The following is a 17,953-nucleotide window of genomic DNA, read 5'->3' as shown; positions in this document are numbered from 1 at the left end:
CTCAGATCACCCCGTCGGCGGCCAGCGCGGCGCGCCGCTCGGCGTCCAGGCCCAGCACACCGCCCCAGATCTCCTCGTTGTGGGCGCCGAGTTCGGGCCCCGCCCAGCGCACGGCGCCCGGCGTCGCGGACAGCCGCGGCACCACGTTCTGCATGGGGATCTCCCCGAAGTCGGGGTGCGGCACCCGGACGATGGCCTCGCGCGCGGCGAAGTGCGGGTCCTGGAGCATGTCCACGGCGGTGTAGGTGCGTCCCGCGGGGACTCCGGCCGCGTGCAGCGCGGCCAGCAGCGCGCCGGACTCCTGCCGCGCGGTCCACTTCGCGATCACCTCGTCCAGCTCGGCCTGGTGGGCGCCGCGCGCGCTGTGCGTGGCGTAGCGCGGATCGGCCGCCAGCGCCGGGTCGCCCATCACCTCGGTGAGCCGGGCGAAGACGGTGTCCTGGTTCGCGGCGATCAGCACGTCCGCGCCGTCGGCGGTCGGATACACGTTGCTGGGGGCGACGTTGGGCAGGACGGCCCCGGTGCGTTCGCGCCGGTAGCCGCCGATCTCCCACTCCGGGATCAGCGACTCCATGTAGGCGAGGACCGCCTCGTACAGCGCGGAGTCGACGATCTGGCCGCGTCCGGTGCGCTGCCGCGCGTGCAGCGCCATCACGGTGCCGTAGGCGGCCATGGTGCCGGCCAGGGCGTCCCCGAGGGAGACGCCGGTGCGCGAGGGGGCGCGGTCGGGTTCGCCGGTGATGTGGCGGATGCCGCCCATCGCCTCGCCGATGGAACCGAAGCCGGCCCGCGGCGCGTAGGGGCCGGTCTGCCCGTAGCCGGTGACGCGGACCAGGACGAGCCGCGGGTTGAGGGCGGACAGGGTGGCGTAGTCCAGCCCCCAGCGCTCCAGGGTGCCGGGGCGGAAGTTCTCCACCAGCACGTCGGCGGTGGCGGCCAGTTCACGTGCCAGGCGCTGGCCCTCGGGGTGGCGTAGGTTGCAGGTGACGGACTTCTTGTTGCGGGCGACCACCGGCCACCACAGGGAGGTGCCGTAGGGGCGTTCACGGCCCCACTGGCGCATCGGGTCCCCGCGTCCGGGGTCCTCCAGCTTGATGACCTCGGCGCCGTGGTCGCCGAGCAGCTGTCCGCAGAAGGGGCCGGCGAGCAGGGTGCCGGTCTCCAGCACACGGATGTCGCAGAGGGGTCCAGTCATGAGCCGAGTCTAGATTTAGGAAACGCTGTTCCGCCAGGGGAACCGTCGGGGCAGAATGGCGCGTATGGAGAGCGAATCCGCCGGGGCGGCGCCGTCCGCCGTCGGCATCGTCGAAGTCGCCCCGCGCGACGGCCTGCAGAACGAGACCGGGATCCTGGAGCCCGCCGAGCGCGCCGAGCTGGTGGCCCGCGCCGTGGCGGCGGGCGCGCGGCGCGTGGAGGCGGTGGCCTTCGTCCATCCCGGCCGCGTCCCGCAGATGGCCGGCGCCGAGGAGGTGATGGCGCTGGTGCCCCGGGTCGCGGGCGTGCGCTACTTGGGCCTGGTGCTCAACCGGCGGGGCCTGGAACGGGCGGTGGACAGCGGCGTCGACGAGGTGAACTGCGTGGTCGTCGCCAGTGACACCTTCTGCCGCCGCAACCAGGGCGTGGGCACCGAGGAGGCGCTCACCGTCTGGGAGGACGTCGCGGCCCGCGCGCACGCCGCCGGTATCGCGCCGTCCGTCACCGTCGCCGCCGCCTTCGGCTGCCCCTTCGAGGGCGAGGTCCCCGAGGCGCGGGTGGTCGGCCTGGCGCGGCGGGCCGCGCGCACGGGGGCGGCGGAGATCGTGCTGGCCGACACCATCGGCGTCGCCGCACCGGACGCCGTGACCCGTCTGCTCCACGCGGTCGCCGAGGCCGCCCCCGGCGTCCCGCTGCGCTGCCACTTCCACAACACCCGCAACACGGGCTACGCCAACGCGGTTGCCGCGCTGCACGCGGGGGCGGCCTGGCTGGACGCCTCGCTCGGCGGGATCGGAGGCTGCCCGTTCGCCCCCGCCGCCACCGGCAACATCGCCACCGAGGACCTCGTCTACCTGATGGAACGGATGGGCGTGCGCACCGGCATCGGGCTGGAGGCCGCCATCGGCGTCGCCGGCCGGCTGGGGGAGCGCCTGGGCAAGCCGGTCCCGGCCCTCCTCGGCCGCGCGGGCGCCTTCCCACCGTCCTCGCAGGCCCCGGAGGCCCCACCGTCCCCGCAGCCGCAGCCGCAGCCGCAGCCGCAGCCGCAGCCGCAGCCGCAGCCGCAGCCGCCGCAGTCCCCGCAGCCGCAGCCGCCGCAGTCCCCGCAGCCCCCCGTGTCCTCACCGCTCCCGCAGTCCCCGCCGTCCCGATCCGGTGGCCCGTCCGCCGCGGACGCGGCGCCGACGGCGCGCTCCGGCCGCTCCGGACGCGCGGGCTGAGGGGGCGTCATGGGAACCCACGCACACGGTTGGTGGATCCTGCTGCACCTGGTGCTGTTCGTCTTCTGGCTCGGCGGCGACCTCGGCGTCTACGTCTCCAGCCGCTTCGTCCTCGCCCGTGACCTGTCCTTCGAGGCGCGGGCGACGGCCCTGCGCATCATGGGCGTGCTCGACCTCGGCCCCAAGATCTGCCTGGTGCTGTTCCTGCCCAGCGGCGTGACGCTGATGGCCCTGGAGCCGCACGGTGCCCCGCTGCTCGGCGGCTGGACGGCGACGGCCGCCTGGGCCGGCGCGGCGTGCTGGCTCTGGCTGACGGTCCGCGACCACCGCAGTCCCGGCCGTCACCCCCTGGTCCGCCGCGCCGACTGGGCCGTGCGCATCGCGCTCACCACCGCCCTGCTCGCGGTCGGCGGGTACACGCTGCTGGCGGACGAGCCCTTCGGGGTCACGACCCGCCCGCACTGGCTCGGCGCCAAGGTGATGCTCTACGCGACGGCCATCGCCTGCGGGCTGGGCATCAGGCTGACCCTGCGTCCCTTCGGCGCCGCGTTCGCCGCCCTGGCCCGCGACGGCTCCACACCGCAGACCGAGCGGGCGCTGCGCCGCGCGGTCGACGGATGCGTCCCGTACGTCGCCGGGATCTGGCTGAGCGTGCTGGCGGCTGCCGCGCTGGGCGTGCTCAAACCCGGTGCGGCGCTGTGATCCCGTACGGGGCGCCCTCGCGAAGGGCGCCCCGGGGGTCATATGAAGCGGTCGTGAAGCGGGCGCCCCGGCCCCGGTGCGCTCACGTGGCGCCGGGCCGGTGCCCGAACTCCGCCGACAGCCGCTCCACCGCCGACAGCAGCAGCGGGACGCACTCGGCCATGCGCGGCTTGAAGCGGCTCAGCGGCCCGGCCACGCTGAGCGCGGCCACCACATGGCCGTCGTGGCCCAGCACCGGCGCGGCGACCGAGGCGGAGCCGGCCTCGCGCTCGCCGACGGACGTGGCGTAGCCGCGCCTGCGGATCGTCGCGAGCTCCTTGCGCAGCTTGGCCGCGTCGGTGATGGTGCGTTCGGTGAGCGGCTCCAGTTCGTGCCGGCCGAGATACTCGTCGATCTCGGGTTCCGGCATGAACGCGAGCACCGCCTTGGAGGAACTGCCGGCGTGCAGCGGGAACGGGATCCCGAGGGCCACCTCGATGCGCAGCTCCTGCTCCGGCACGACCTGGTCGACGTAGAGCCGCGTGTCGCCGCGCCGGATGGACAGGGTGGCCGTCTCGCCGCACTGGGCGGCCAGCCGCCGCAGTTCGGGCGCGGCCATGATGCGCAGGTCGGTGCGGGCCAGGTAGGCGCGGCCCAGCGAGATCGCGGCCGGGCCGAGGGCGTAACGCCGGGTCACCGGGTCGGCGATGATCAGGTCCCGGTTGCGCAGGGCGGTCAGGATGCGGTGCACCACCGCCTTGGTGATGTCGAGTTCCTGCGCGATCTCCGTGACGCCGAGGTCCGGACGGCCACTGCGGCCGAAAAGCAGGAGTACGTCCATGGCCCGCTCGACGGCGGCGATCGACCTGCTGCTGTTCTCCTCGCTCACGCGGTTCCTTCTGCGGTGCGGGGCCGTGGGGGGCCGGTCGGGGCGGCTCCGCCGACCGAGGCCCAGCATAGGGGCAGGATTTCCCCAAGGGAAACGCGATCGCCTCGTCGTCACCGTTCGGCATTGACACCGGGAGAAGGCCGTCGTTACGCTCATCGTGACATCGTTCCGCTAGAGGAAACATGTGGGGCGGGGGTCGAAGGCGACCGACCCGCCGGGGGAGCACTCCGGCCGCACCCGTCCCGTCCACCACCGCCGGGAGGCCTGATGCGAGCCGCCGTCGACGAGTCAACGTTCCGGCAGACGCTGTCGCGTTGGCCCAGTGGCGTCGCGATCGTCACCACCGACGGCGCGTTGGGCCGGCACGGCATGACCGCCAGTTCCTTCTGCAGTCTCAGTCTCGATCCGCCTCTCGTCCTGGTCTGCACGGACCGGCGCATCCGCTCCCACCGCCTGATCCAGGAGCACGGCGTCTTCGCGGTGAGCGTGCTGGGCCGCGACCACATCGGCCTCGGCCGGCGGTTCGCCGGCCTGGAGCCGGGTGTCGAGGACCGCTTCGCGGGCGGTGACTGGCGGCCGCGGGTCACCGGCAGCCCCGTGCTCGCGGACGCCGCGGCCTGGATCGACTGCCGTGTCCGGCACGCCTATCCGGGCGGCGACCACACCATCTTCGTCGGCGAGGTCGTCGACGCCTGCGTGCCCCGCCTGGTCCCGCCCCTGCTGTTCCACTCCCGCTCCTGGGGCCAGGTCGCCGACCCGCTGCCCGACCGCGTCACCGTCGCCGACACCGGCACCGCCCAACGGCTCGCCCTCGCCGGAGCACCCCGCCGCGCCTCGGCCCGGCTGCTGGAGGCCCTCGGTGACGCCGGGGTACGGGTACGGCTGTCCGACACCGGGCCGGTCCCGGCCCACACGTCCTCGGCTCACACGTCCCCGGCTCGCACGTCCCCGGCTCGCACGTCCCCGGCCCACACGTCCTCGGCCCGGACGGCCCTGACCCGGACGTCCCCGGGGCGGCTCCCGCCGCGTTCGGTCCTGGTCGCCGGTCCGGCAGAGGCCACGGCGGCGGTCGCGGCGGGACCGGTGACGGTGGAGTTCACGGTCGCCGACCGTCCCACGGGCCCTGGCGTCACGGTCGCCGACCGTCCCACGGGCCCTGGCGTCACGAGCGCCGACCGTCCCACGGCCCCCGGCGCCACGAGCGCCGCCCCGGCGGCCGACGGCGTCGCCCCCGCCGACCTGCCGGCCCTGGTGTCCGCCGTCGCCGGCGCGGGCACGGCCGTCGGCCGCGTCCCCCGCGCCCTCGACCCGGCGCGCACGGCCGCGGTGCTCGACCTGGTCGCCGCTCTGCGCGACGCGGGGTGCGACGAGATCGCGCTGGAGGAGGCGGCGCCCGCCGCCGGGGGCGCGGCACCGGCGCCGAGTTCGCCCCTGCACCTGCGCACGCTGCTCCAGGACGCCGTCCAGGTCGCCGGTCCCGTCCCGTTGCGGCTGTGCCTGCGCGACGACCACGGCCTCGGCCTGGTCAACGCGCTCACCGCGATGAAGAGCGGCATCCGCCACTTCGACACGGCACTCGGCGGCTGCGACGGCACCCTGGACACCGAACGCCTGCTGCTGCTGTGCTCCCGCATGGGCGTGGACACGGCCGTCGAGTCCGCGGCGCTCGCCCGGTGCCGCGACGAACTGACCCGCCTCGTGCGCCGCGGGCGCCCCCGCCGGCCGGCGTGAGCCTCCCCGACCGAAGCCGAGCCCCGCATCCCCTCCTCGCGGGAAGCCGCCGGGCCGGCCGGTCACCCGCACCCGCCAAACCCCTCCCGCCGTCCGCACCAAGGAGTCGACGCATGACCGCACAGCGCCTGACCGGCGAGCGTCTCATCGATGGCATGACCCCGGCCGAGCAGGACCGTGCCCGACGTGTCGAGTCCGTCCTGCCGGCCCTGCGCGAGGCCGCCGCCCAGGCCGACGCCGCCGGGGAGTTCCCCCGCGGCCACGTGGCCCTGCTGCGCGAGAACGGGCTGCTCGGCCTGGTCGTCCCCGAGGAGTACGGCGGTCTCGGCGGCACCCTGCGCGACCTGGCGGCCGCCACGTACGCCATGGGCACCGCCTGCCCCTCCACCGCGCTCGCCTACTTCTTCCACAACACCAGTGCCTCCCGCGGGCTGCTCCCGCTGGAGGCCGTCCGCGCGGGTCTGTTCGACGACGCCGAGATCCCCGAGGTCACGGCGTTCGCCGAGCGCGTGCTGAAGGTGATGGCGGGCGGCTCCTGGCTGGGCAACTTCGCCAGCGAGTCCGTCAAGAGCTCCGAGGCCAACATCGCCATCGCCACCACCGCCCGGCGCACCGCGCACGGCTGGCGGCTCGACGGGGAGAAGTCCTTCGGCTGCGCGACCGGGGTCGCCGACCTCTACCTCGTGACCGCCCGCCTGGACGGCGTCGACGGCGGTGACGGACTCGCCCTGTTCCTCGTGGAGCGCGAGGCGCCCGGCGTCTCCTCCCGCACACCGTGGAACGGCATCGGCATGCGGGGCAGCGCCAACCACGGCATCCGGCTGGACGGCGTGACCGTGCCGGACGACGACGCGCTGACCCTGCCGGGCGCCTTCACCCGCATGCTCCGGATGAGCCGCGGCAGCTTCGTCGGCAACCAGCTCGCCATCGCCGCCGTGTACACCGGCGCCGCCCAGGCCGTCTACGACCACACCCTGGACCGGCTCACCACCCAGTCCTTCGCCGACACCGGGCGGCCCATCGCCAGCAGCCCCATGCACCAGGTCCTCATCGGCGACATGACCCAGCGCCTGGAGACCGCCTACCTGTGGCTGCGCCGCCAGCTGGAGCTGGAGACCTCCGAACCCCCGCTGCGGCCCAAACCCGACGTCTTCCGGCAGTGGCGGCTGGGCAAGGGGTCCGTCACCGAGGCGTGCTTCGACGTGGCGCTCGGGGCGCTCAAGGCCTGCGGCACCTCCGGCGCCACCCTCGACGGGATCATCGGGCGCACCCTGCGCGACCTGGCCATGGGACTGGTGATGACCTTCCCCGCCGAACGCGGGCGTCTCGAAGCGGCCAAGATGGTCTCCGACGACCGTGCCAACGCCCTGTTCGCCACCGTGGAGCGCGGCCGATGAACGGATCCCGGCCCGCCCCGCCCACCCCACACGCTCCCGTCCCGTTCACGCCCGCCCCGATGGCCGACCTGGTCGACGGCCGCGGCGCACCCTGCCCGTCGATCCCGGGCCCGCCCCGCGAGATCCCCGTCACCGGCGAGGAGCTGGACGCCCTGCGCGGCAGCACCGACGCCCGCCTGGAGGCCGCCCTCGACGCCGCCGACCGCGTCCACCGCCGCGGCGACTGGGCCGGCCGCCCCGACGCCGAACGCGCCGACCTGCTCGACGCGGCGGCCACCGCCGTCGACCGGCGCGCGCACGACATCACCCGCGCCGAGGCCTTCGGCAGCGGCGTGCCCGTCGCGCAGACCGGCCTCCTGGGCGTGATCCTCGGCGGCGCGTTCCGGCTCGCCGCCGCACGGCTGCGGGCCTCCGTGCTGCGCGCCGACGCCGTCCGGCCCGACGGCCGCCGCGTCACCGTCCGGCGCGAGGCGCTGGGGCCCGCCCTGTGCGTGGTGCCCTACAACGCCCCCGCCCCGATGGCCGCCCACAAGGCGGCCTCCGCCCTGGCCGCGGGCTGCCCCGTGCTGGTCAAGGCACCCGAACTCAACCCGTACGGCACTCAGATGCTCGTCGAGACCGCCGCGGCGGCGCTCGCCGAGGCGGGCGCGCCCCCGGCCGTGCTGCAACTCCTGCACGGCGACGGCGCGACCGGCGCCCGCCTGGTCGCCGACGACCGGGTGCGGGCGGTCTCCTTCACCGGCGGCACCCCGGCCGGCCGCGAGGTCGCCGCCGCCTGCGGCCACGCCCTCAAACCGGCCCAGCTCGAACTCGGCGGCAACAACGCCCTGGTGGTCATGGCGGACGCGGACACCGACACCGCCGCGCGGATCGCGGTGGACCTGCTCACCACCCTCAACGGCCAGTGGTGCCGCGCCCTGGGACGGCTCGTCGTGCCGGCCGGACGCACGGGCGAACTCCTCGAAGCCATCGGCGCCTCGCTGTCCGCACTGCGCGCCGGGGACCCCCTGGACCCCGCGACCGGCTACGGACCGCTCGCCCACTCCCGCCACCGCGGTGCCGCGCTGGCCGCGACACGGACGCTGACCGGACTCGGGGCGAAGGAGCACTCCTGCACCCCGCTGCCCGAACGCGGCAACTGGCTGGCCCCGACCCTGATCACCGGCGCGCCCGAGGAGCGGGCCCGCGCCGAGATCTTCGGCCCGGTCGCCACCGTGCACCCCTACGAGCACCTCGACGAGGCCGTGCACCTGGCCAACGCCACCGGATACGGCCTGGAGGCCTACGTGACGGGCACGGACGAGGAAGCCGCGCTGGCCGTCGCCGCCCGCATCCGGGCCGGTGAGGTCAAGGTCAACGGCTCCTCCGTGCTCAGCCTGCACCAGGACACCCCGCGCCCCGCGTGGGGGGCGTCCGGCCTGGTGGACGAGGGCACCGACGAGACCCTGCTGCACTTCACCGGCACCCGCGTCACGGGCGTCGAGAACGGATTCGCCCTGCACCTCCCGGCCCCGGCCGAGGGGAACACCCCGTGACCGCCCACGCCGGCCCCGCACCCGGGGAGCCCGTCCTGGTGGCCGGCGCCGGACCCGTCGGACTCACCGCCGCGCTGGTGCTGGCCCGCGCGGGCGTCGCCGTCACCGTCCTGGAGGCGGGGACCTCCCTCGCCGCGGAGTCCCGCGCGTCGACCTTCCACCCGCCGACCCTGGAGATGCTCGCCGAGCTCGGCGTCGTGGACGGCCTGCTCGCCCGCGGCCTGGTCGCCCGCACCTTCCAGTACCGCGACCGGCACTCCGGCCCGGTCGCCGAGCTCGACCTGGCGCTGCTGCGGGCGGACACCCCGTACCCGTACCGCGTGCAGTGCGAGCAGAGCAAGCTCACCCCGTTGCTGCTGCGGGCCCTGACCGCGCTGCCGCACACCCGCGTCACGTTCGGGGCGCGAGTGTGCGGGGTGCGCCAGGACGGGCACGGGGTCACCGCCGAACTCGCGGACGGCCGCACCGTGCGGGGCGGACACCTGCTGGCCGCCGACGGCGCCCACTCCGCCGTACGGCACGCTCTGGGCGTGGCCTTCGAGGGGATGACGTACCCCGAACGCTTCCTCGTCGCCTCCCTGGACGAGGACCTGACGGCCCACCTCCCCGGCCTCGCGCCCATCGCCTACGTCCTCGACCCCGACGAGTGGCTCGTCCTGCTGCGCACCCCCGACCACTGGCGGGTGCTGCTGCCCACCGCCGAGGGCGTCCCCGACGACGTCGAACTCGCCCGTCTGCCGGACCGGCTGGCCCGCCTGCGCACCGACGCCGGCGCCGGCGCGAGCGCCCCGTGGCGGGTCGCGCACGCGAGCCTGTACCGGGTGCACCAGCGCGTGGCGGCCGCCTTCCGGCACGGCCGGGTGCTGCTGTGCGGCGACGCCGCCCACGTCAACAACCCGCTCGGCGGGATGGGCATGAACAGCGGGATCCACGACGCCGTCCTGCTCGGCACCGCCCTGGCCGCGGTCGTCCGCGGCGAGCCGGGGGCCGAGGCCGCCCTGGACCGGGCCGCCGCCGACCGCCGCGCCTGCGCCCTCACCTACGTCGGGGCGCAGGCCCACCGCAACTGGGAGCGGCTGCGCGCCCGCGACCCGCGCCTGCGCGCCGAGGTGGTCGCCGACCTGCGTGCGACGGCCGCCGATCCCGTACGGGCGCGACGCGCCCTGCTGCGCAGCTCGATGATCGCCTCGCTGCGGCCCGTCTCCTGACCGGCCGACCGCGCCGACCCGAGGAGAGACCGTGGCCGACCCGCACCTGGACCCGGTACGGCATGACGACCAAGCGCTGATAGAGCGTCACAACCCGGCCCGCGTGACCGACCTCGTCGGCACGGTGCCGGTCGCCGGTCCGGACGAGGTCGGGCGCGCGGTGACGGCGGCGGGCGCGGCCGCACGGGCGTGGGCCGCCGAGCCCGTGGAGCGGCGCGCGTCCGCCCTGCGCCACGCCGCCCAGGTCCTGGAGGAGCAGGCGCCGGCCGCCGCCGTCCTGCTGGCCCGGGAGTCGGGCAAACCGCTCGCCGACTGCGAGGGCGAGATCGCCTTCTGTGCGGTGGTGCTGCGCTGGTACGCGGACGCCGCCGCGCCGCTGCTCGCCGACCGGCACACCGACGACGCGCAGGGGCGGCTCACCGTGCGCCGGCGCCCGTACGGTCCGGTGGCCGCGCTCACCCCGTGGAACGCGCCGGTGATCCTCACCGTCCTCAAACTGGCCCCCGCCCTGGTGGCCGGGAACGCGTTGCTGGTCAAGCCCTCCCCGCTCGCCCCGCTCGCCGTCGACACCCTGCTGCGGGCCGTGGCGTCCTGCTTCCCGCCCGGCCTGCTGCACACCCTGCACGGCCATGAGGAGACGGCCGCCGCCCTGGTCGGACACCGGGGCGTCTACAAGGTCGCCTTCACCGGCGGGGAGCGGGCCGCCCGCGCCGTCGGCGCCCTCGCCGCCGCCGCGCTGACCCCGACCACCATGGAGCTGGGCGGCAACGACCCGGCGGTCCTGCTGGACGACGCCGATCTGAGCGACGAGGCCATGGACCGGCTGGTGATGGCCGTGCTGGCCACCGCCGGGCAGGTCTGCATGGCGGTGAAACGCCTCTACGTGCCGCGCTCGGCCCACGACCGCTGCGTGGCCGCGCTCACCGCGGCCGCCGCCCGTGTCGTCCGCCTCGGCGATCCGCTGCGGCCCGGGGTGACCGTGGGGCCGGTGATCACGGCCGGGTCCGCCGGCCGGCTCGCCGCGCTCGCGGCGGACGCGGTGCGCCGGGGCGCCCGTGCGCTGCCGCTGGGCGAGGTGTGCCCGGACACCGACCTGGCGGCCGGTCACTTCGTCCGGCCGCTGCTGCTGACCGGGGTGGCCGACGACGCGCCCGTGGTCCGCGAGGAGCAGTTCGGACCGCTGCTGCCGGTGCTGGCCTACGACGGTGAGGACGAGGTGGTCGCCCGGGCGAACGCCGGTGAGCTGGGCCTGGGCGCGTCGGTGTGGAGCGCCGACGAGGACCGCGCCTTCGCGCTCGCCCGCCGGCTGGACGCCGGATTCTGCTTCGTCAACACCCACAACCGCACCGGCATGTCCCTGCGGGCGCCCTTCGGGGGCGTCAAGCGCAGCGGGCACGGCCGTGAGTACGGCCCGCAGGGGCTGGAGGAGTACGTGCAGCCGTGCGTCGTACACGCCCCGGCGGCCTTCCGCGGCGGGGGCGGCGGCATGGCGCCGGGCGCCTACCCGGTACCGGGCTGACCACGCCCGGCACCGGGTGGGCGGCGGTTCACGGCGCGCCGGCACCGGAAGGGAGCCGTTCACCGGACGGAGCGGTGCACGGCGCGCCGGTCACCGGATGGGCGACGGTTCACGGCGCGCCGGTCACCGGGAGGAGTCGTTCACGGCGCGCCGGTCACCGTCACGCCGGTGTCGGAGGCGTCGCCGGTGCGCCACACGTAGTCGGCCGCGGCGTCGTCCCCGAGCTGGGCCAGCAGGAAGCGGCCCGCCCAGCGGGCGGCGACCTCGATGCTCGCGGCCTGGGTGAGCGTCTGGGCGGACGTCTCGGCCTCGGCGGGGGAGGGGTTCTGGACATCGGTGATGCCGTAATGGTTGGCGCCGGCGACCCGCACGATCTGCTTCGGCGTGTTCAGCAGGTGCGCGTAGGTCTTCTCCGCGTCGGCGGGGGCGGCGATGCCGTCCACCGCGCCCTGCACCAGCTGCACCGGTATCCGGTTGTCGACGTCGGCGAAGATCAGGCCGAGCAGGCCGTTGTTGGTGCCGTAGAAGGACGCGGCCTTGACCTGGCCGGGCAGGCTGAAGCTCAGCGCGGGACAGAAGACCAGGCTGCACGCGTCCTCGGCGGCCGACAGTCCGGCGGCACCGCCGAAGGAGTGTCCGAGCAGCGCCAGTGTGCCGCTGTCGATGCGTTTGTACAGCGGGGACGTGGCGTCGTACTTCTCGTCCTTCATCCAGGCGACCGTGTCGGTGACCTGGTCCACGGCGGCGTAGCGCTCGTACTCGAAGAGCATCAGCCGGTAGTGGTCGGGCACCACGACCACGAAGCCCTGCGCCGCGATCGCCGACGCGTAGCCGGCGTAGTGGGAGCGGCCGACCTTCGCGCCCTGGAGGAGCAGCGCGACGGGCAGGCCGGTGGCGGTGCCGGTCGGGTGGTACACGTCGGCGTCGTCGCCGTCGACGACGGTCCGGTAGGACGCGACGGCGGACGCCGCCGACGCGGGCGCGGGGGCGGCGAACAGCGCCGCCAGCAGGGCCAGCAGGGGGATCAGCAGGTGCCCTCGGTGGTTTCTCACGGGCTCTCCGAACGAAGAGGGGGAGGGATGGGCGTTCCTTGATGGGAAACAGAGTTCCACTCAGGGGGACGCTCTGCCAGGGGTCGGAGCCGGATGCCGCGAAACATTTGGGTTACCGCACGTCACAATCGGCGCACCGGGGTCACCGCCGAGTGCGCCGCGGGTGCAGGCTCTTGACAGCGGCGGGGGGTCTTCGCTGTCATCTGCTTCACGTCAGTGCGGAACACTGTTTCCATCAAGGAAACGGCCGTCCTGGATCGGAGGCCTTCGTGCGCCTGCTCCCCCGCCTGAGAACGCTTGCTCCGACCGCCGTCGCGGCGGCCCTGCTGGCCGTGGCCGCCCCGTCGCCCGCCCACGCGGCCGGATCCGTCACCGCGGTGTCGACCACCGTCGACGTCTCCTGCGCCGCGTTCACGTACCACCCGGACGCCGACTGGTACTTCCCGTCCGGCACGCCCAAGGGGCTGGTCTGGCTCCAGCACGGCTTCGCCCGCTCCGGGGCCCACCTCGGCGATCTCGCCGAGCACTACGCCGCCGCCGGCTACCTGGTGTTCGTCCCCACCCTGCCCAGCGCCGATCTCTTCGGGTGCACGCTGCAGAACCTCGGCAACAACAAGCCGTTCCTGAACAACGTGGCCGGCTGGTTCGCCGACTCGACCAGTTCCACCGGGCGGTTGGCGAGCAGCCACGCGCGCGCCGCCGCGCTCGCCGGCCGCGGCGGATCCACGCTGCCCTCGTCCCTGCTGTTCTCCGGCCACTCCGCGGGCGGCGAGGCCGTCGCCTACGTGGCCCAGCGGCTCCGCAGCACCGCGCCCGCCGCCTTCGCCCGGCTCAAGGGGCTCGTACTGCTCGACCCGGTCGCCTCGGCGATCGGTGACAACACCACGGCCTCGCTGACCGCCCTCGCGGCCACCCCGCTGCCGGTGCGCACCATCTCCTCACCGCCCTACCTCTGCAACAGCGACGCCAGCGGCACCACCGCGCTGCGCGACGCCTACGCGGACTCGCCCTTCGTCGGCGTCGAACTGACCACCGGCTCCCATGTGGACGCCGAGGGCGCCACCACCGACGCCGTCGGCTCGCTGCCCTGCGGCACCCCGCGGCCCCAGAACGTCACGGCGTTGCAGACGCTGGCCGTCGGCTGGGCCGCGGACGCCTTCTCCGGCGCGACGACCGCGACCTACTACCCGGGCGGGGCGTACTACCGGTCGCTGCTGGCGGCGGGCACCGTCACCACCCTCGCCGGCTCCGGGGACTGACGACGGCGGGGTGCCGCGACCCGTGCGCGGCACCCCGCCCGCTCCCCGCTCCCCGTTCTCCGCTCCCCGGTGACCGGGTCAGCCGTCGCCCTCGTCGAGATGGTCGACCACGGCCCGGTCCGCCAGACGGGGCCGCAGCCAGGAGGCGAGCGCGAGATGGAGCGGGTGCCGCTGGTAGGCGCCGAGCGCGGCCGCGTCGTCGTGCCGCGTGATCATGCACAGGTGGTACGACACGGGCGATCCGACGACGTCCAGACCGAGGTCGACGGACCGGATCTCCGGTACCTGAGGGGCGAGTTCGGCCAGCCGCCGCCGGGCCTCCGGGGCGTCGGACGGATCGGTGAACCGCATCAGGACGACATGGGTGAGCACGGTTGATCCTCCGGTATCGGATCGTGACGTCCCCTCTGTCGCGGGGGTGGCCGCGAGTGTATGTTGAGGAAACGCTGTTCCGCTAGGGGAACCACAGGAGGATCCATGGCCCTCGTCGCCGGCTCCGTTCGGGTGGCTGCGGCCCAGTTCGCCGTGGGGGAGGACCGCGCCGCCAACCTCGCCGCCGTCCTGCGCGCCATCGACACCGCCGCCGGCTGGGGCGCCGACCTCGTCGTCCTGCCCGAGTTCTGCAACCACCTCTCCTGGTACCGCGACCGCGCCCACGCGCTGGACGCCGCCTGCCGGCCCGGAGACCCGTTCCTGACCTCGGTCGCGGACGCGGCGGCCGGCCACCGCGTGCACGTGAAGGCGCACGTCACCCTGGCGACCCCGGCCACCGGGCCGAACGGCCGCCCCGACGGCATGCGCATCACCGCGGCGAGCCTGCTGTTCGGGCCGGACGGCGCCCTGCTCGGCCGCGCCGACAAACAGACCCTGATGGGCAGCGAGAACGACCACCTCGACCCCGCGGACGAGACCGGCCCCGTCCTCGACACGCCCCTCGGCCGGCTCGGCCTCTACTCCTGCATGGAGGGCGTCATCAACGAGGTGTGCCGGGGCCTGGCGCTGCGCGGAGCCCAGATCCTGCTCAACAGCCTCAACTCCTTCGCCCTCGACGAGGCCTCGCTGCACATCCCGGTCCGGGCCGCCGAGAACAAGGTGTGGGTGGTGGCCGCCAACAAGGTCGGCCCGCTGATCCCCGACGCCCACCTCGCCGCCGTCGCCTCCGGACTCGGCGTCCCGCCCGAGGCGCTGCACGGGGCGGGCGGCAGCCAGATCGTCCGCCCCGACGGCAGCGTGGCCGCCGAGGCCCCCCGTACCGGCGAGGCGGTGGTGGTCGCCGACATCGAACCGGCCGCCGCCGACGACAAACGCCGTCCCGACGGCACCGACGTCTTCGCCGCCCGACGGCCCTGGCTCTACACGCCGATCGCCAGCGCGCCGCGCCCCGCGCCACCGTTCCCCGGCACCCGCGCCGACGCCGTGACCGCGGCGGTGCTGCGCCCGGGCGGCGACGGACCGGGCGCGCTCCGCGACGCCGTCGCCCTCACCTCCCGCGCGGCCGCGGCCGGAGCGCTGCTGCTGGTCCTGCCCGAGCTCTTCCTCTGCCCCGGCGGAGCCGCGCCCGTCGGCGGCGCTCCCGACCCCGCCCTCGCGGCCACCGCCCTGCGACAGCTGGCCGACGCGCTCGCCGGCACCGACGCCCTGCTCGCCTGCACCCTGCCCGAGGCCGGAGTCCACACCGGTCTCCTGCTCGGCGCCGGCGGCCCGGTCCTGCGCGTGCCCCAACTCCACTCCAGCGCACGGCACTCCGGCTGGGCCGCCGACCGGCCCGCCCCGCCCGCCACCCATGACGCCCCCTGGGGCCGCGTCGCCCTGGTGGTGGGGGACGACGCCGTCCACCCGGAGACGTTCCGGCTCGCCGCGCTCTCCGGCGCCGACACCGTCGCCGTCTGCTACAGCGGCGCCGAACCCTGGGAACGCACCCTCGGCCTGCCCGAACGCGCCGCGGAGAACCGGATGAACGTGGTGGCCGCCGGCCACGGCGAGGGCGCCGTCCACGCCCTGCCCGCGGACTTCGGCCTCTGGCAGAGCCGCGAGGGCGGCTTCACCGGCCGGATCAGCCACCCCGCGACCACCCTCGCCGACGGCCCCCTCACCCTGGCCGCCGTCTTCCCCGAACAGGCCACCCGCCGCCTGGTCTCGCGCCGCACCGACCTCGTGGACGGCCGGCCCTGGCGCCTGTCCGGCGCCCTGACCGCCCCCGAACCCACGGCCCGCACACCCTGATCACGCCCGCACCCCGCACGCCCGGATCGCCCCCCGACCACCGCCGTCCCCGACCACCGCTGTCCCCGACCACCACCACACCCGGACCACACCACACCCGGACCACACCACACCCCAGGCGCCCGCACGCCCTGATCGAACCCCCTCCCGCCCACAGTCGCCCCCGAGGAGCGTGATGGCCGAGACCCTCAAGGCCGTGCAGGACATGACGGACGCGGCACCCGTCACCGACGTCACCGAGACCTTCCACCAGTGGCAGGAACTGCTGGCGGAACTGAAGCAGAAGATCGACGCCCGCTTCCGGCTGACCCGCGACCCCTCCACGCTCGCCCTGGACGACTACGGCAACCCGCCCGACAGCCCCGGCGGCTCCCTGGCCGCCTACAGCGGGCCCGAGGTCGACTGGATGGTGCACTCCTGGCTGGGCAACCCCACCCGGGGGTTCGCCAACCTCCACCTGACCGTGTGGCTCGGACCGCAGGTCCGCGTCCCCCACCTCGCCGTCGCCCTGCTGTGCTGGCCCGGCGGCTGGTTCTACCTCGACTCCGTCCCCCGCGCCCACCTGCTCGCCGACGGCCCCTACTACGACCGCTACTACGCGCCGCTGGACGCGGAGTGGCTGGAGGTCCGCGAGCGCCATCCGCGGCTGGAGTGGTTCACCAGCCGGGCCGGGTTCATCCGCGCCAGTCTCTCCCCGACCGCCCACTGCTACAGCCTGCCGCGCGACGAGGAGCACATCGGCCTGGTGCGCCGCCTCACCCACGCCCACGTGGACCGCTGGCTGGGCTGGGTCGACGCCGCCGAGACCGTCCCCGAGGACGAGCGGCCCGCCCTCGCCGCCGCCGACCTGGCCACCCGACGCAACATCGCCGAACGCGACCCGGCCAACGTGATGGGCGTGCGCTACTTCGGGCAGGAGACCACCGACCGGCTGGTGCGGGGCCTGTGGGGCGGCGACCGCACACTGCCGAGGCCGAGATGACCGGCACCGCACACCCGGATCATCCGAACCATCCGGACCATCCGGCCCACCCGGACGGGGACACCGCCGCACCCGTGCGCGCCCTGTGGTGGGCATGCCGCGTGCCGGGCCTGAAAGAGCCCTTCGACACCGCCCACCTGCGCGTCTTCCACCCGGCCCGGCCCACCGGCTCCGACACCGAACGACTGACCGGGGAGATCCCCGCCGACCCGGCCGGTGCCCCCTACCCGGTGGTCGTGCTGCTGCCCGGCATCAACGTCGGCCAGGACGCCTACCGGTGGCTCGCCGTCGCCCTGGCACGGGCCGGCCTGGTCGCGGTCACCGCCGACCTGGTGGGGGAGCTCTTCGCGGGCAGCCACGGACTCACCCCCGCCGTCGACCTGGAGGCCGCCTCGCCCGCCGGCTGGGGCACACGACCGACCAGCCCGCTCATCGGCGCCCTGCTGGGCGCCCTGCGCGACCTCGGCCGGCGGCCCCCGCTCGACGGCCTGCTCGACCTCGACCGGGTGGCCCTCGGCGGCCACTCGGCGGGCGGCACCGTCGCCCTCCAGTCCGCCGCCCTCACCCCGGGCGTCCGCGCGGTGTTCGCCTACGCCGCCCACACCCTGGTCGCCGGCCTGCTGGGCTGGCCCGAGGGAACCGTCCTGCCCGTCGGCCCCGGCCCGTCCGTCCTGCTGCTGTCCGGCGAGCACGACGGTGTCATCGCGGCCAGCAGCGACCGCTACACCCCCGCCCGCGGCCCCTGGGACCCGGTGCTGCGCACCTTCGAGGAGGCCGTACCGGACGCGGGCGGCACCAGCGCCTGGGCCCGGCTCGCCGGCGCCGGCCACTTCACCGCCTGCGACCCGTACGACCCCACCGCCTCCCGCGGCTTCCTGGAGCCCGCCGCCGGTGACCGGACCGCCCCCCGCGCCCTCCTCGGGCGCCTGGTCACCGACTTCTGCCGGTCCCGGCTGCGCGCCGACGCGTCCGCCGGCCGACGCCTGGACGACCTGCTCGGCGCCCCGCACCCCGGACTGCTGGACGTGCGCCGCCGCTGAGACCCACCCCCGAACGACCCGAG

The 17,953-nt window shown here is 75.5% G+C and carries 15 protein-coding genes; 11 read left to right on the top strand and 4 right to left on the bottom strand.

The features are described 5' to 3' along the window. Position 1: 1 nt before the first annotated feature. Positions 2-1,195, bottom strand: a complete 1,194-nt coding sequence (locus ACFV9M_RS14775; protein WP_385065612.1) for a CaiB/BaiF CoA transferase family protein — start codon at positions 1,193-1,195, stop codon at positions 2-4. Positions 1,196-1,259: 64 nt separating this feature from the next. On the opposite strand from ACFV9M_RS14775, the gene ACFV9M_RS14770 reads away from it, so the two are divergent. Both ACFV9M_RS14770 and ACFV9M_RS14765 read left to right on the top strand, forming a co-directional pair. Then, entirely contained in the window at positions 1,260-2,414 is a 1,155-nt protein-coding gene (locus ACFV9M_RS14770) for a hydroxymethylglutaryl-CoA lyase (RefSeq protein WP_385065615.1), read from the top strand. A 9-nt stretch (positions 2,415-2,423) separates the two neighbouring features. Then, positions 2,424-3,116: a hypothetical protein gene (locus tag ACFV9M_RS14765; protein ID WP_385065618.1), complete on the top strand. Its 693-nt coding sequence runs from the start codon at positions 2,424-2,426 to the stop codon at positions 3,114-3,116. An 82-nt stretch (positions 3,117-3,198) separates the two neighbouring features. Here the strand turns inward: ACFV9M_RS14765 and ACFV9M_RS14760 are convergent, their stop codons facing one another. Next, positions 3,199-3,984, bottom strand: coding sequence for an IclR family transcriptional regulator (locus ACFV9M_RS14760; RefSeq protein WP_385065621.1), 786 nt, complete (start codon positions 3,982-3,984; stop codon positions 3,199-3,201). Between the two features lie 267 nt (positions 3,985-4,251). Between ACFV9M_RS14760 and ACFV9M_RS14755 the strand changes: the two genes are divergently transcribed. From ACFV9M_RS14755 to ACFV9M_RS14735, 5 genes are all read left to right on the top strand, one after another. Beyond that, positions 4,252-5,715, top strand: coding sequence for a flavin reductase (locus ACFV9M_RS14755; RefSeq protein WP_385065624.1), 1,464 nt, complete (start codon positions 4,252-4,254; stop codon positions 5,713-5,715). A gap of 113 nt (positions 5,716-5,828) precedes the next feature. Next, positions 5,829-7,112: an acyl-CoA dehydrogenase family protein gene (locus ACFV9M_RS14750; RefSeq protein WP_385065627.1), complete on the top strand. Its 1,284-nt coding sequence runs from the start codon at positions 5,829-5,831 to the stop codon at positions 7,110-7,112. Further along, complete coding sequence (locus tag ACFV9M_RS14745; RefSeq protein WP_385065630.1) at positions 7,109-8,647, top strand: aldehyde dehydrogenase family protein; 1,539 nt, start codon at positions 7,109-7,111, stop codon at positions 8,645-8,647. Before ACFV9M_RS14750 ends, ACFV9M_RS14745 begins: the two co-directional genes overlap by 4 nt. Continuing rightward, positions 8,644-9,855, top strand: coding sequence for an FAD-dependent oxidoreductase (locus ACFV9M_RS14740; protein ID WP_385065632.1), 1,212 nt, complete (start codon positions 8,644-8,646; stop codon positions 9,853-9,855). Before ACFV9M_RS14745 ends, ACFV9M_RS14740 begins: the two co-directional genes overlap by 4 nt. Before the next feature lie 31 nt (positions 9,856-9,886). Beyond that, positions 9,887-11,374 carry an aldehyde dehydrogenase family protein gene (locus ACFV9M_RS14735; RefSeq protein ID WP_385065635.1) on the top strand — a complete coding sequence of 496 codons (1,488 nt, stop codon included), beginning with the start codon at positions 9,887-9,889 and terminating at the stop codon, positions 11,372-11,374. 140 nt (positions 11,375-11,514) lie between these two features. On the opposite strand, the gene ACFV9M_RS14730 is transcribed toward ACFV9M_RS14735, so the two are convergent. Then, the gene (locus tag ACFV9M_RS14730) at positions 11,515-12,426 is read right to left on the bottom strand and encodes a hypothetical protein (protein WP_385065638.1); all 912 of its coding nucleotides are present in this window, start codon (positions 12,424-12,426) and stop codon (positions 11,515-11,517) included. Positions 12,427-12,695: 269 nt separating this feature from the next. On the opposite strand from ACFV9M_RS14730, the gene ACFV9M_RS14725 reads away from it, so the two are divergent. Then, positions 12,696-13,685 carry a hypothetical protein gene (locus ACFV9M_RS14725; protein WP_385065641.1) on the top strand — a complete coding sequence of 330 codons (990 nt, stop codon included), beginning with the start codon at positions 12,696-12,698 and terminating at the stop codon, positions 13,683-13,685. 78 nt (positions 13,686-13,763) lie between these two features. Here ACFV9M_RS14725 and ACFV9M_RS14720 read toward each other — a convergent pair whose 3' ends face one another. Then, positions 13,764-14,057 carry a Dabb family protein gene (locus ACFV9M_RS14720; protein ID WP_385065644.1) on the bottom strand — a complete coding sequence of 98 codons (294 nt, stop codon included), beginning with the start codon at positions 14,055-14,057 and terminating at the stop codon, positions 13,764-13,766. A gap of 105 nt (positions 14,058-14,162) precedes the next feature. Between ACFV9M_RS14720 and ACFV9M_RS14715 the strand changes: the two genes are divergently transcribed. The 3 genes from ACFV9M_RS14715 to ACFV9M_RS14705 all read left to right on the top strand — a co-directional run bounded on the left by ACFV9M_RS14715 (position 14,163) and on the right by ACFV9M_RS14705 (position 17,930). Continuing rightward, positions 14,163-15,908: a nitrilase-related carbon-nitrogen hydrolase gene (locus tag ACFV9M_RS14715; protein WP_385065646.1), complete on the top strand. Its 1,746-nt coding sequence runs from the start codon at positions 14,163-14,165 to the stop codon at positions 15,906-15,908. A 175-nt stretch (positions 15,909-16,083) separates the two neighbouring features. Beyond that, complete coding sequence (locus ACFV9M_RS14710) at positions 16,084-16,890, top strand: hypothetical protein (RefSeq protein WP_385065649.1); 807 nt, start codon at positions 16,084-16,086, stop codon at positions 16,888-16,890. After that, positions 16,887-17,930 carry an alpha/beta hydrolase family protein gene (locus tag ACFV9M_RS14705; protein WP_385065652.1) on the top strand — a complete coding sequence of 348 codons (1,044 nt, stop codon included), beginning with the start codon at positions 16,887-16,889 and terminating at the stop codon, positions 17,928-17,930. Before ACFV9M_RS14710 ends, ACFV9M_RS14705 begins: the two co-directional genes overlap by 4 nt. The last annotated feature ends 23 nt before the right edge of the window (positions 17,931-17,953 follow it).

It is taken from the genome of Streptomyces sp. NPDC059895 (assembly GCF_042731035.1).
Classification (GTDB): Bacteria; Actinomycetota; Actinomycetes; order Streptomycetales; family Streptomycetaceae; genus Streptomyces.
The sequence above is the reverse complement of the archived record's forward strand: the minus strand, read 5'-3'. Positions and strand labels throughout refer to the sequence as shown.